12 protein-coding genes are annotated in these 14,523 nt (G+C 39.3%); 10 read left to right on the top strand and 2 right to left on the bottom strand.

The genetic code is table 11. From position 1 onward, the window contains the following. The first annotated feature begins 29 nt into the window (after positions 1 to 29). The 3 genes from BUF13_RS05825 (at position 30) to BUF13_RS05815 (ending at position 3,168) form a co-directional block, all read left to right on the top strand. Complete coding sequence (locus BUF13_RS05825) at positions 30 to 1,241, top strand: purple acid phosphatase family protein (RefSeq protein ID WP_243839705.1); 1,212 nt, start codon at positions 30 to 32, stop codon at positions 1,239 to 1,241. 104 nt (positions 1,242 to 1,345) lie between these two features. Then, positions 1,346 to 2,668 (top strand): sulfatase family protein, encoded by a 1,323-nt coding sequence (locus BUF13_RS05820; RefSeq protein ID WP_073570764.1) that lies wholly within the window; start codon positions 1,346 to 1,348, stop codon positions 2,666 to 2,668. A 200-nt stretch (positions 2,669 to 2,868) separates the two neighbouring features. Further along, positions 2,869 to 3,168, top strand: coding sequence for a GNAT family N-acetyltransferase (locus BUF13_RS05815; RefSeq protein ID WP_073570763.1), 300 nt, complete (start codon positions 2,869 to 2,871; stop codon positions 3,166 to 3,168). A gap of 77 nt (positions 3,169 to 3,245) precedes the next feature. Here the strand turns inward: BUF13_RS05815 and BUF13_RS05810 are convergent, their stop codons facing one another. Beyond that, positions 3,246 to 4,775: a M20/M25/M40 family metallo-hydrolase gene (locus BUF13_RS05810; protein WP_073570762.1), complete on the bottom strand. Its 1,530-nt coding sequence runs from the start codon at positions 4,773 to 4,775 to the stop codon at positions 3,246 to 3,248. 245 nt (positions 4,776 to 5,020) lie between these two features. Here BUF13_RS05810 and BUF13_RS05805 point away from each other — a divergent pair, with 245 nt between their 5' ends. The 3 genes from BUF13_RS05805 to arsS all read left to right on the top strand — a co-directional run bounded on the left by BUF13_RS05805 (position 5,021) and on the right by arsS (position 7,135). Then, a complete protein-coding gene (locus tag BUF13_RS05805) occupies positions 5,021 to 5,617 on the top strand; it encodes an aspartyl/asparaginyl beta-hydroxylase domain-containing protein (RefSeq protein WP_073570761.1) in 597 nt (198 codons plus the stop codon). Between the two features lie 152 nt (positions 5,618 to 5,769). Then, entirely contained in the window at positions 5,770 to 6,102 is a 333-nt protein-coding gene (locus tag BUF13_RS05800) for an arsenosugar biosynthesis-associated peroxidase-like protein (RefSeq protein WP_073570760.1), read from the top strand. A gap of 1 nt (position 6,103) precedes the next feature. Next, entirely contained in the window at positions 6,104 to 7,135 is a 1,032-nt protein-coding gene (gene arsS, locus BUF13_RS05795) for an arsenosugar biosynthesis radical SAM (seleno)protein ArsS (protein ID WP_073570759.1), read from the top strand. Here the strand turns inward: arsS and BUF13_RS05790 are convergent. Continuing rightward, the gene (locus BUF13_RS05790) at positions 7,132 to 7,623 is read right to left on the bottom strand and encodes a hypothetical protein (protein ID WP_073570758.1); all 492 of its coding nucleotides are present in this window, start codon (positions 7,621 to 7,623) and stop codon (positions 7,132 to 7,134) included. The genes arsS and BUF13_RS05790 overlap by 4 nt on opposite strands. 205 nt (positions 7,624 to 7,828) lie before the next feature. Between BUF13_RS05790 and BUF13_RS05785 the strand changes: the two genes are divergently transcribed. The 4 genes from BUF13_RS05785 to BUF13_RS05765 all read left to right on the top strand — a co-directional run bounded on the left by BUF13_RS05785 (position 7,829) and on the right by BUF13_RS05765 (position 14,483). Then, positions 7,829 to 9,205 carry a sulfatase family protein gene (locus BUF13_RS05785; RefSeq protein ID WP_073570757.1) on the top strand — a complete coding sequence of 459 codons (1,377 nt, stop codon included), beginning with the start codon at positions 7,829 to 7,831 and terminating at the stop codon, positions 9,203 to 9,205. 961 nt (positions 9,206 to 10,166) lie between these two features. Continuing rightward, positions 10,167 to 10,961 carry a cation efflux transmembrane domain-containing protein gene (locus tag BUF13_RS05775; protein ID WP_073570755.1) on the top strand — a complete coding sequence of 265 codons (795 nt, stop codon included), beginning with the start codon at positions 10,167 to 10,169 and terminating at the stop codon, positions 10,959 to 10,961. Between the two features lie 65 nt (positions 10,962 to 11,026). Further along, complete coding sequence (locus BUF13_RS05770) at positions 11,027 to 13,036, top strand: FG-GAP repeat domain-containing protein (protein WP_073570754.1); 2,010 nt, start codon at positions 11,027 to 11,029, stop codon at positions 13,034 to 13,036. 103 nt (positions 13,037 to 13,139) lie between these two features. Continuing rightward, complete coding sequence (locus BUF13_RS05765) at positions 13,140 to 14,483, top strand: DUF3748 domain-containing protein (RefSeq protein WP_083586380.1); 1,344 nt, start codon at positions 13,140 to 13,142, stop codon at positions 14,481 to 14,483. The last annotated feature ends 40 nt before the right edge of the window (positions 14,484 to 14,523 follow it).

The following is a 14,523-nucleotide window of genomic DNA, read 5'->3' as shown; positions in this document are numbered from 1 at the left end:
ATCAAAATATCCTCATCAAACCCCAATATTTGCCTTCATCTCAGCCTGATAGGATAATCCTCAATTTGGCAGAAGATCCACTTTCTTCAGTGGGTATCAATTGGAGAACCGCTTGTAGCGAGAAAGAATCTTTCTTGGAATTTGCTGTGGCAACGGATGGTCCAGAACATGCTGATTCTCCTCAAAAAATTAAAGCCACTACTTCTTACCTAAAAACTCAACAAGATGAAGAGCCTGAAATAGAGGCGAATTATCATGAAGTGGATTTAAAAGGATTAGCAGCTGGAGAAACCTATGTGTATCGTGTAGGAAATGAGGGGTATTGGAGTGAGTGGTTTCAGTTTAAAATGCCTGAAAATGATCACGATGTCAGTTTTATTTATTTTGGAGATGCCCAAAATGAAGTTGCTTCCATGTGGAGTAGGGTGATTCGCGAAACCTATTTTCAGTACCCAAGAGTGGATTTTATGCTTTATGCAGGAGACTTGATTAACCATGAGGATTCTGATTATGAATGGGGAGAGTGGTTCGAAGCTGGAGGATTTATTCATTCTTCTACCCCGATCATGATGTCACCGGGAAATCATGAATATGCCAAGAACCCTGTGACTTTATCTCATCACTGGAGACCACAATTCAATCTTCCGACCAATGGTCCCAAAGGACTGGAAGAAGTGGCTTATGAGGTCAATTATCCTGAGTTGAAAGTAATCTCTTTGGATGCGGAATTGATTGATGAGATACCAGAGAAAAAGATGCTTCAGGTGGAGTGGCTGGAAAAGATACTGACCGAAAATTCTAAGAAATGGACTGTGATTACCTTCCATTATCCGATTTTCTCAACCAAACCAGACCGGATCAATGAAGATATGATTGAGTTTATCCAGCCAATATTGGAAAAATATAAAGTGGATTTGGTTCTTCAGGGCCATGATCATGCTTATGCTAGGGGAAGGGTAATCAACCGTGATGGGAAAGATGTAGTGGGGGAAGGGCCAATGTACGTGGTTTCAGTTGCTGGTCCCAAAATGTACGATGTGGGAAATGATCCATGGATGGATCGAAAAGCTTTTAATACACAGTTATTCCAATGGATTCAAATCAAAGATAATAAATTGGAATACAAGGCTTTTACAGCAAGGGGAGACCTTTATGATGCATTTGTGTTGGAAAAAGATAAAGATGGAAACAATCATTTATCCAATCAGATTCCCAATACTCCTGAGAGGCTAGAGAATTAGAAGACTCGGTTTGTAGTTCCATGATATAGCAGGGTGCAAGAGAGAATTCAATGTGATAAATTGAAGGATTAGCGTGAATTTAATTACAATTGACCCATCTGTTTATGAATCATTTTAAGCCTGAATTTTTTTTCCTTCTTTTGATGTGTTTTTGGAATTGGGGAAGTTTTGCCCAAACAGAAAAACCCAATATCATTTACATCATATCAGATGATCAGGGATGGACAGACTTTGGGTTTATGGGGCATCCTCAAATCGAAACCCCAAACATAGATCGGCTAGCAAACGAGTCACTTACCTTCACCCGAGGATACGTAACAGCTCCCCTTTGCAGTCCCTCATTGGCAACTTTGATCACAGGGCTTTACCCTCAGCAAACCAAGATTACCGGTAATGATCCGCTTTTTGAGTCCAAAGAGAGAAGATATAGTCCAGAATGGCAGTTGGAAAGATCCAAAGAATATCAAGCCTTTTTAAATGAATTTCAAAAAAGACCTACCATCCCTCAGATTCTAGGAAAAGCTGGGTATCTATCGCTTCAAACAGGAAAATGGTGGGGGAAAAGCTGGAAAGACGCAGGCTTTACTCATGGAATGACCCATGGTGATGCTGCAACTGGAGGAAGGCATGGAGATGCTGGTTTGGCAATTGGTAGGGAAGGAATGAAGCCGATTTATGATTTTATCCAATTGGCTGAAAAGGAGAAAAAGCCCTTTATGGTTTGGTATGCACCATTCTTGCCACATTCTCCTCACACTCCGCCTGATTCGTTATTGCAAAAATACCTTCCAAAAGCCCCTACAGAAGCCATTGCCAAATATTGGGCGATGTGTGAATGGTTGGACTTAACGGTTGGTGAATTGATGGATTATTTGAAACAGGAGTCTTTGGATGAAAACACCTTGTTGATTTTCGTGACGGATAACGGCTGGATTCAAAATCCAGATAAGACAAATCAGTTTATGCCAGGCTCCAAGCAAGATCCTGCTGATTTTGGGATACGAACACCGATCATGTTTCATTGGCCAGGTAAAATTGCGCCAAAGATGGATACTATCCATTTGGTCAGTAGTGTAGATATCCCCACGACAACTTTGGCAGTCGCAGGACTAGAAGGAGCTACTCCAATGGAGGGAATAGATGTGCTGGACCAAGCTGCTCTGGATTCTCGGAAAAGTATCTATGCAGTGGATTTTTCTCATGATATGGTGGATGTTTTTGCACCAGAGAAAAGCCTAGAACATCGGGTGATAATCTCTGGAGATTGGAAACTGATTTTGGCCGAACCGGAACAAGGAGAATCTGTTCAACTCTATCAGATCATCAAGGATCCATTTGAGAAAACTAATGTGGCGAAGCAAAACCCTGATGTTGTAAAGAAATTGACTCAGGAATTGGAAGACTGGTGGGAGAGGACCAATCAATGATTTTAAGAAAGTGTTTTAGGATTTTTTTTAAGGTTCTCTTTCATAAATGTTGAACGTCTATTCTCTTGTGGCTTTAGGTTTATAGCGTGAGATTTAAATTTTTTTCAAAATATGTGACCTTTTTCAATTTCCCAGTCTAAAGGTTAAATGAATGGTTGAACATTGAGCCATCTGAATTCATCTTTTAAGGCAAATTGATCATGTTTTACGATCTCCTATATCGACCTAGAAAAAGTAGATTTGAAATTGAAGTGGAGGATCATGTGTATGCATACATCTACTTTAGGAAAAATGAAGATCGATTTGAACTGTTTTTCACATTTGTACCGGAAGAATTCAGAGGAAAAGGGATTGGAGAGGACTTGGTTTTGAAAACTTTGGACTTTATCAAAAAATCTGGTTGGCAAGAAATCGCTACCTGTCCTTTTATCCTGGCTATTAAGAGTAAAGTTGCAAGATCACACCCTAGAAGGAGTAATAGGCAATTTCAATCGGTTTAGCATACAAAGTCTATATTTCTTCAAAACAAAAAGGACCTATTCAAATAGGTCCTTTTTCATTTATATGAATTGAGGTTTTATTCTTCTGTCATAGACTTTCTTGGAAGCATTTCATCTCTTTGGGCTGTATTGTACACAAAAGATGCAATGACCACTGCCATTTGCTTCAAGTCATCCAGCTCCAACCGCTCGAATGTATCCATGTTTGTATGGTGAGTTCTGGATCTGTATTCAATAGGGTCTTGAATAAATTGAAAACCTGGGATACCAACCGCATCAAAGCTTAAGTGATCCGTTCCTCCTGTATTACTGATGGTGATGGTTCTGTCTTCTACGATATCATCTAATGGTGCAAACCACTCATTGAAGATTGGCTCTACTTGTGCATTTCCTTGAAGATAAACACCTCTAACTCTACCCGTACCATTGTCAATGTTATAGTACGCAGAGATTTTTTCTTGCTCAGGCTTCATTTCTTTGGTTTCACGATCTCCAAAATGGTTTTTCACATATCCTCTAGATCCATGAAGACCCTGTTCTTCACCACCCCAAAGTGCGATTCTGACAGTTCTTTTTGGTTGAAGGCCTGTTGCTTGTAGAATTCTAACTGCCTCCATCATTACAATACATCCTGCAGCATTATCAGTGGCTCCGTTGGCACCATGCCAAGAGTCTAGGTGTCCGCCCAACATTACGACTTCAGCCTTCAAAGTTGGATCTGATCCAGGGATTTCAGCAATGACATTATAGCCTTGCATATCATCATTCAGGTATTTTGTTTTTACTTCAGCTTCAACTTCAACCTCGACACCATTTTCACTCAAACGTGCCATTAGGTTGACATTTTCAGGAGAAGTTTCCAATTCAGGAATACCTTCAGGTGTGTCTTTTAAGTAACCTCTAGGGCTACTGGTAAACAGCGTTCCATGGCGTCCATTCACACCTTTTATGATGAGTGCAGCGCCTTCTTCAGCGATAAACTCATTTACCTTTTGCGCAAATGCTCGCTGGGCCATAAACTGAGCTCTCATCTCAGGAGTGAAACTGCTTTGTCTTGGAGCAGGATGTTCCATTCCGTGCAATTGCTCCACTGTAAATCGAACAGCGTCCGGTTCGAAAGTTGGTGCTTGAGACCCGGAAGGTTTAATGGCGATGATCGCTCCTTTGAGTTTGCCTTTGTATTTTTCAAAGTCTTCATCTTTTTGGATATCTAAGAAAACCACTTTGCCGCTTACCTCACCTTTAGTGCTTTCAGTCCAAGCTTTTGGAATGGCGATGAAAGGCATGTAATAAGGCTTTGTCATGGCCACGTAGCTTTTTTCCATTTCCCAACCTCTACCGAATTCGCCCCAAGCCTCAGTAGTTGCATTTTGTAAGCCCCAATCCGAAAGTTGTTTTACAGCGTAGTCAGTTGCTCTTTTATATCCTTCCGAATTACTCAATCTCGGACCAGCTTTATCTACTAATTGAAAGGCTATTTCTTCCACCTTGGAATTGTCAAAGCCTTCCTTTTTGATTTTTTCAATTGCATCCAGGTCAATCTTTTCCTGAGCAAAGGTCAAACCTGCCAAAAGTAGAGCAGGCATGAGTAAAAGTTTTCTCTTCATAAATATTGGGTTGGTGTTGATGATTTATTTTCTATTTGTAAAATAACGTTCAATTTAAGCTTAAAATCAGGACCTAAATTGCAGCTCATGTAAAAGAGGGTTGTGTTTAAAGCTTGAAATGAAAAAAATGAGGATGATCTGACGGAAGAGCTTTTTTCATGAAAAGGATAGCGTTTGATCTTTTGCTAAAGCTTTCCCCTTAATTTATTATCTTCCTTCTCAAATTTTTTAAAACAATTAAGTCGATGGAAAACATTACTGAATCAAATTTAAAGAAGATTGATCGGGTCAAATTGCCTTTCGAATTTGATGTAGAGGCTTTGCAAAAGGAGGTCGCAAAGCTCGCTCAAAGGGATTTTATTTATTATAGTGTCATACCTCTTCGAGCTCCAGCTTACCAAGTAGACTCTTCTATTCCATTTCCTCCACCAGCAGAGGATTATGCGGATGGTTCTTGGACGGATTGGTTGGATACTGAGGAATTGACTCAATCCCCAGCATTGTTGAGTGTGATTGATTTCTTTAGAGAAAACACAACTGTCAATTTGGTAAGATTGCTAAGACTTGAGCCCGGAGCGATTGTCAAAGAGCATACCGACCCGACTTTGGCATTGGAGGAAGAAAAATCTATGATTCGCTTAACTATTCCCATTTTTAATAATGATCAAGTGGAATTTATACTAAATGATGAGATCGTTACCATGAAACCAGGGGAATGCTGGTATCTAAAACTTAATGATCCGCATCGAGTGAATAATTTGGGGACTGAAGAGCGTATAAATTTGACTATCGATGTGATTCCAAATGATTGGATTCGCGAGTTGATTTCGAAAAGCGTTTAGAAAATCTATGAATACCAATTTCAGAAACCATTATTCGGGATGAATAGTGGTTTTTTGTTTTGAAGGGTTCAAATTCTTAGAACCCTCTTAGTAGTTTTACTGTTGAGTAACTTTAAAATCTATTTAATTAACCAACACATTTAACTACATACATGGAAACCTACTACAATCCTGAAGACTTAAAGAAATTTGGTAAAATCGGCGACTTTCAAAAGGACTTGGCTGATAAATTTTTTGACTATTACGGAGAGGTCTTTAAGGAAGGTGCATTGACGGCTCGTGAAAAATCACTAATTGCTCTGGCTGTTGCTCATACTGTCCAATGTCCTTATTGCATTGATGCGTATACTTCAGATACCTTGGAAAAAGGCTGTACTGAAGAGCAATTGATGGAAGCAGTCCATGTTGCTGGTGCGATTAGAGGTGGTGCTTCATTGGTTCATGGCGTTCAGATGATGAATCAGGCCAAAAAGAAAATGATGTAATATGAAGTCATTGAAAGCCCAAGGTCATGCATTTTCAGAAAGTACTCAACAGCTCGAGCAATTAAATAAAAATGGGTTTGAACCCTTCAAAGAGAAGCTTCAGAATATTGGATTGTTTCCTTTGAAGCCAACTGGCATCGATATTTTCCAGATGAATCTGGGAAAAATGTGCAATCAAACCTGTCAACATTGCCATGTGGATGCTGGTCCAGATCGAAAAGAGATCATGACCCGAGAAACCATGCAATATTGCTTGGATATTTTGGCAAAATCCAATATTCAAACAGTGGATCTCACTGGTGGAGCCCCGGAAATGAATCCTGATTTCCGTTGGTTGGTTGAGGAAGCATCGGCTCTTGGAAAGCATATCATCAACAGGTGCAACTTGACCATTATTAATGCCAATAAAAAGTATCATGATCTACCAGAGTTTTTTGCAAAACACAAAGTAGAAGTGGTTTCATCATTGCCACATTACACAGCTTTTCGAACAGATAGACAGCGTGGAGATGGTGTTTTTGACCGATCCATAGATGCGATGAAAAGACTCAATGATGTTGGATATGGAATCGAAGGGTCTGGTTTGGAATTCAATTTAGTCTACAATCCTACAGGAGCCATATTACCTGGGCCTCAGGCCTCTTTGGAGGCAGATTACAAGCGTGAGCTCAAAAGGAAGTTTGGTGTTGAATTTAATAATCTGTTTGTCATTACCAATATGCCAATCAGCAGATTCTTGGAATACTTGCTTCGAAGTGGCAATTACGAGGAGTATATGCAGACATTGATTGAGGCATTCAATCCTATAGCAGCTTCAGGCGTAATGTGCAGAAATACACTTTCAATTGGATGGGACGGATATCTATATGATTGTGATTTCAATCAGATGTTGGATTTAAAAGTCAAAGGAAACTCTCAGCATGTTTCCGAGTTTGATTTCGAAGCTTTAGAGAACAGAGAGATTGTCTTAGATCAGCATTGCTACGGCTGTACAGCTGGATTGGGTTCGAGTTGTGGAGGTCAGACTTCTTAATCCTGCAGGACAAAATCAGAATAGCCGACGCACAAGTTTACTCTAGCGTTAGCGAAAGTATCATAGCAAGGGTAAGAAATTGAAAAAACAGTATTTTCTGATTTCAATTCAATCGAGCCAACTTGGATCAATCCTGAATTTTCTAAGTACGCCATTAATTCTGATTGAGAAAAGCATTCAGAAAAAGCAGCCGGATCCAGTCCCAAAAAGGTGTTGATCGTATAGGTAAATTCATTTCCTTTCAAGGAGTATTTCCCCTCACTGATGCTTGAATAACATCTTTCGTTTTTCCCATTTATTCTAAACTCCTCGATCTTCAATTCTCCGTTAGCTTGAAATGTCATTTCTACAAATTGAGGGTTGTCATCTGATCCCAATAGGTTACCAAGATATGTGCCTTCCAGCTGAGTTAAAGGAGTTTCATCTTCTTGACTACATGAGAATAAACCAAAAGTTATTAAAAGGATAATTAAAAAGTTGTTTTTCATAGTAGGTTGATTTGGTTTAATAAAGACGAAAAAAGCTAAGAATTAGATACAAAATAATGGAAAATCAGAACAAATCATTCTCGTAATTTAAATTTTAGGAATATTGTCTAATAAATTAGGTTTGTAATTGCTTGTTCTAATGATTTTTTGATGAATAGGTGTTTTGGGTATATTCAAAGATATTTCGCTAACACAACCTTTGCATATGAATTGGAACTCTAGAATTTTGCCACTTCAATATTTATTCATTTTCGGATTGATCTTTATTTTTTTTAGCAATCCCGTTTTTTCTCAAAATGAGAATAAACCCAATATCTTAATCATTTTCACCGATGATCAGGGGTATCATGATGTTTCTTATTATGGGACTCAAGACTTGAATACGCCCAATATTGATGCTTTGAGAGCAGACGGGATGCGATTTGATTATTTCTATACCAATTCACCTGTTTGTGCACCCACTAGAGCTTCCTTGATGACAGGCAGATATCCGGATAGAGTTGGCGTTCCCGGTTTGATCCGATTCAAGCCTGAGGATAATTGGGGCTTTTTAGATCCTTCAGCAGTTCTTTTGCCAGCTAAATTAAAAGATGCAGGATATCATACTGCTCACATTGGAAAGTGGAACCTGGGATTGACGAGTCCGAATCTACCCAATCAGAAAGGCTTTGATCTCTTTCATGGCTGGTTGGAAGATATGATGGAGGATTATGTAGACAAAAGAAGAAATGGATTCAATTATATGAGGTTGAATGAGCAGGAAATAGATCCTGCCGGACATGCTACAGATCTGTTTTCACAATGGGCAGTAGATTATATCGAATCTCGGGAAGATGAAGAAGATCCTTTTTTCCTGTATTTAGCTTACAATGCACCTCACTTTCCGGTTCAGCCTCCTAAAGAGTACCTTGACCGAGTAAAAGCTCGCGATCCAAATCTGCCAGATAGAAGAGCGAATCTGATCGCATTGATAGAGCATATGGATGATGGAATTGGCCAGGTAATCAAGACACTCAAAGAAACTGGACAATATGAAAATACTTTAATCATTTTTACCAGTGATAATGGTGGTCATTTGCCAGATATGGCCAATAATGGTGACTTGAGAGATGGGAAACAAAGTATGTATGAAGGCGGACTTCGGGTGCCTATGGTAGCCGTATGGCCTGGAAAAATCAAAGCAGGAAGTACTAGCTCCCAAATTAATACCACCATGGATGTCTATCCAACTTTGGTAGAATTGACAGGCTTGGATCAAAGAGATGATATGGATGGAAGGAGTTTTATGAATACTCTTTTAGGTAATGAAAGCCCTGAATCCAGAGAACTCTATTTTGTTAGGAGGGAAGGGGGGATTCGCTATGGAGGAAAGGCTTATCATGCATTAAGATTGGGAGATTGGAAGCTTCTTCAGAATAGTCCATACCAGCCTTTGGAGCTCTATAACTTGAAAGATGATCCTCGAGAGCAACATGATTTGGCAAAAGAACAACCTGAAAAAGTCCAGGAGTTGAACCGTTTATTGATGAAGCATATTCAGGCTGGAGGACAGGTGCCTTGGCAAAGGTCCAAAGAAAAATAATTAGTTAACCATCATTGTTTGTGACAAATCAGCTTTGGTTTTTAAAATAGAATTGATCCTTTTTTTTGATTTTGATATTGACTCTAACCAAAAATAGAAATGAATGGAATTTCCAATCAACAATAAACTAACCATTAACGGTGGGTATTCATTTGATTTCCATAAAGTAAGCATGGATATTAATAGACATGAAGCCAAAATCATTCCTTTGTAAGAAAGTGAAAACAGGTACAGCGTCAGGTTCCATTTCTTGTTTTCTCTCAACAAAATACTTAATCCATCCACTAGGATCACACTTTCCATTAATCCCATTAATAAGGGGAATAGCATCAGGTAATAATCCCATTTGAAATAGGAAAATAGCAGGGAAAGCACAATGTAAAATGAGTGATGTAATTTGACCGATAAAGGGAAAGAGTATTTGTATAGTCCCCAAATGTAAAATGCAGAATTAAAAGTAATCATCGGGATAAAAAAGTTAGAATGACCAATTTGACCCCAAGACAATAATTCTGTCCAGGCAATTCCTAGTCCCATTAGCAGGAAAATCGAATAAGAAACGATTTCATGGATTGTGATTAGATGGAGTTTGGAGTTTCCAGTCTTACTTTTAATTAAAAGGAATATTACACCATGGCTTATAAAAAAAAGAAATATGAGAATAGTTGCAGATAGAAAAGAGGGAATGGAATTCCACGGCATGAGAAAAATTAATTAACAAGAAAACTTTATTAAATCATCGATTTTTTTGGATTTATAAAATCTTCTAAATACAAATTTGAATAAAGAAAGAAAAGGAGTTTTTATAGATAAAAAATCCAAGAAGTTCAGAAATAAGGTCTAATAACAAGTGTAAAAAATCGATTGGGTTTCAATTTATCAGTTATGTCCCTTTTATCCTATTAATTATTGAGCTTGAGTTTGTTTGTAAAGTAAGTTTAGTATTTCCAGATTAAATAGAATGAAGAAAACCCAATTTGAAATTTCTCAAATGGATTGTCCCTCGGAAGAAAATCTAATTCGGATGAAATTGGATGGAGTGGAAGGAATTCATCATTTAGATTTTGATATTCCAAATCGCCATCTCTTTGTTTTTCATGATGGAAATTTGGAAGAAATCACTCGAGAAATACTTTCCTTGAATTTGGGAGGGAAGGTTTTGGAAACTTTAGATTCTGAAGAGTTTTCCGTTGAAGATAAATCTCATCAGAGAAAGCTTCTTTGGGCAGTCTTGGGGATCAATTTTGCTTTTTTTCTAATTGAAATGAGCACTGGATTGATTTCCAAATCGATGGGTTTGGTGGCTGATAGCCTTGATATGTTGGCCGACTCTCTGGTTTATGGATTGAGTCTTTTAGCCGTGGGAGCCACTGTAGTTAGAAAGAAAAAAACAGCAAGAATAGCCGGATATTTTCAGATGACATTGGCTGTTTTGGGATTTGCTGAGGTATTGAGAAGGTTTTTTGGAGTGGAGCAAATTCCGGATTTTTCTACGATGATTTTGGTTTCGATTTTTGCCTTGATTGCCAATGCACTTTGCCTTTATTTATTGCAAAAATCAAAAAGTAAAGAGGAAGCCCATATGCAGGCAAGTATGATTTTCACCTCCAATGATGTGATCATTAATCTAGGAGTAATTGCTGCTGGCCTTTTGGTCAACTGGCTGGATTCCAGTTTGCCGGATTTGATTATCGGTAGTATTGTTTTCGTTTTGGTGGTGCAGGGTGCGATTAGAATCCTGAAATTGGGGAAGTAGGCTAAATAGTCTTATTTTCAATCGTTTCAGTATTATTACTAGCATAAATCCCTAAATCAACCGAAATGAAATTCAACTTTTCTAATTCCTTTTTTAAATCACCTTTCTTAATAAAAACCTTTACTTTAATCTCTGCTTTTGCTGCTTTTTCCTGCACAAAATCTTCGGAAGAAAAAATTGAAGAAACTGAGATTCCTGAAGAATCCGGTTTTCAAATTGTCAAATACAACAACCCTGGAACAACATCCTTTGTGGGGGTAGGACTTTGGGCTTGGCCACTTCCCATGGATTTTGATGGGGATGGAGATATGGATCTGTTGGTTTCCTGTCCTGATAAACCCTTCAATGGCCTTTACTTTTTTGAAAACTCCTCAGGTGAGGATTTTCCAGTCTTCGAACCGCCGGTTCGGCTAGGTGATGCAATTTCCCAAGTGCAGGTTTCCCATACTCCAGAAGGAGTGAAGGTGATGGGTTCCGGAACTTTACTGACCAACTTCACTGAGCAATTGGGTGCAGAAAAGGAAGAAATATTTCCAGCAGAAGAGATTCTAAAGGATTTTGGAAAGAAACCTCGATTCAACCAGTGGAAAATGGCCGACTATGATGGGGATGGAGATCTGGATATTCTGGTGGGAGTGGACGATTGGACAGATTATGGTTGGGACAATGCTTACAATTCTGAAGGTGTTTGGACGAATGGCCCGCTTCATGGCTATGTCTATTTGATTGAAAATGTGGATGGAGCTTATGAAAATAAAGGCAGAATCCAGGTTCAGGGCAAAGACTTGGATGTATATGGTGCCCCTTCACCCAACTTGGCTGATTTTGACGGAGATGGAGATCTTGATTTGATTACTGGTGAGTTTTTGGATAAAATGACCTATTTCCAAAATGTAGGAACGGCTACCAAGCCTGAATTTGCAGCCGGTCAATTTTTAGAGAATTCTGAAGGCCTGATTAAAATGGAATTGGAAATGATTATTCCGGTTGCCGTGGATTGGGATCAGGATGGAAAGATAGATTTGGTCGTGGGAGATGAAGATGGAAGAGTGGCTTTGGTGAGAAATACCGGTCAAATCAAAGGAGGAATTCCGGTATTTGAATCGGCTAAATACTTTAGGCAAAAGGCAGATAATTTAAAATTTGGAGCCTTAGTGACTCCGGTATCCTTTGATTGGGATGAGGATGGGGATCTGGATATTATTGCAGGCAATTCAGCAGGTTTTATTTGTTTCATTGAGAATCTGGAAGACGGCAAAACTCCAAAATGGGCCGAGCCTGTATTGTTGACTGTGGATGGAAAACCTTTCAGGTCGCAAGCTGGGAAAAATGGCTCCATTCAAGGTCCTGCTGAGGCGAAATGGGGCTATACCACTCTTTCGGTAGCAGATTGGGATGGCGATGGAAAGGCTGATATAATTTTCAATGGAATTTGGGGGAAAGTTGAGTGGCTGAAGAATCTGGGGAATGGCAATCTGGCTAAGCCTGAATTAGTAAAAGTGGATTGGCAAGGACAAGAAGTCCCGTCACCGGCCTGGAATTGGTGGAAGCCCCAGTCAGATGAGTTGGCTCCACAATGGAGAACTACTCCGGTGGCTATCGATTGGAATGAGGATGGATTGATGGATTTGGTAATGCTGGACCATGAAGGGTATCTGGCCTATTTTGAAAGAAAATCAAAAGATGGTGAATTGGTTCTGACTCCGGGACAACGGATTTTCTATGGTGAGAATGCCTCGGTTTTTTCAAATAAAGATCAAGTCAAAGATGAAAGCCCAGGGCTTTTACGTCTCAACGATAGTGATGCGGGAAGTAGCGGAAGAAGAAAACTGACCTTTTTGGATTGGGACAATGATGGGGATTTGGATATGCTAATCAATAGCGTCAATGTTTCACTTTTTGAACAAACCAAAACAGAGGATGGCAAAGTATACTTCAAACATCATGGACAGCTGACAGAAGATGTTTTGGCAGGGCATACGACCAGTCCAACCTTTGTGGACTGGAATGAAAATGGGGTTTGGGATGTGCTGGTAGGAGCTGAAGACGGACATTTTTACTACTTGGAGAGATAGGATCGTGGAGATCAAACTCAATTTGAAAAATTGCATCGCCTATTCATCATTATTCATAGTATGGATTTTAACTTCGTGCCAGTCCAAGAGTCCAAATCAAACCATGGAGAAAATCCCAAATCCTAGTGCCCAAGAAAGGCAATTGACATTTGAAGAAGCAGGTCACTTTCTCAATCAGCGACAGGTCTTTTCTCCCAAAGACGAATGGTTGGTTTTTGATGGAAGAAATGACGACTCCAAAATTGGTGAAAATGGAAAAGTTGGTTTGCTCAACTTGGAAAGTGGGGAAATAGTTGGCGTTTACTCTAATTCCAAACAATCCCAATTTGGACCAGGCGCAGGGGCTGTTAGCTATCACCCCCTCAAAGAAGAAGTTGTTTTTATTCGAGGATTGTTAGATTCCAATCAGGGATCGCCATATCATATTACCAGAAGATCTGCCATCGGTCTTGATTTGACTGATAAACAAAACCCGAAATCCTTTCATGCTGATGCCCGGGATGTGAGTGTGCCATTTACTGCCGGAGCATTGAGAGGTGGAACGCATGCCTATAGTTACAGTGGAGATGGAGATTGGATCAGCTATACCTATAATGATGAGGTTTTAGAGATAGAATCCCTTTCAAATTCAGAGGTAAAAGATTTAAGAACAATCGGAGTCATGATAGCGGATCACCCCGTCCAAGTGGAGGATTCTGTAAATAAGGATTCTGAATTCGGAGGGACACATTTTTCTGTTTTGGCAGCAAGAGTAACCCCAAATCCAATAGTGGGTTCTGATGATATCCAAAAAGCCTATGAAGAGTGCTGGATTGGGACAGATGGGTATATTAACTCTGAAGGAAAACGAATCAAGCGAGCATTGGCTTATTTGGGAGATGTGCTTGATGAAAATGGAAATCTATTAACTGAAATTTTTGTATCTGATTTGCCTGAAGATTCTCAAGTATTGATGGGCTCCCCTAAATTAACCGGAACTGTAACCAGTCTTCCAGAAGTACCAAATTCAATTCAGCAGCGAAGAATTACTTTTTCAACTGATCAAAAATTCCCGGGAATTCAAGGTCCTAGACAATGGTTAAGAAGTTCTCCAGAAGGAGATAGGATTTACTTTTATGCCAAAGGAGATGATGGAATCGTTCAGATATTTTTTGTTTCTCCCATTGGAGGAGAACCTGTTCAAGTGACTCATTTGACGAAATCACCTGAAACGATGTTTAGTTTAAGTTCTGATGGGGATTGGTTGGCATTTGGTCTTGATAATCAGGTGTTAGTAGCTTCTGTTTCTTCTGGCGATTCCTTCACATTGGGAAGTGCCAGTGATGGGACTTCTGAGCTTTGCAATATTAATTGGTCCCATGGTGGAGACCGCTTGGTTTATAATCGAAAAGTAGCTTCAGAATCAGGCTCTTATTTCCAGATTTTTGAATTGAAACCATTTAATTAAATAATTCTTTTTTGTGTTTGGTTTTAGATTGTAGCATCTA

Source organism: Algoriphagus zhangzhouensis (assembly GCF_900148515.1).
GTDB classification, from domain to species: domain Bacteria; phylum Bacteroidota; class Bacteroidia; order Cytophagales; family Cyclobacteriaceae; genus Algoriphagus; species Algoriphagus zhangzhouensis.
This window is presented reverse-complemented; position numbering and strand designations above follow the sequence as displayed.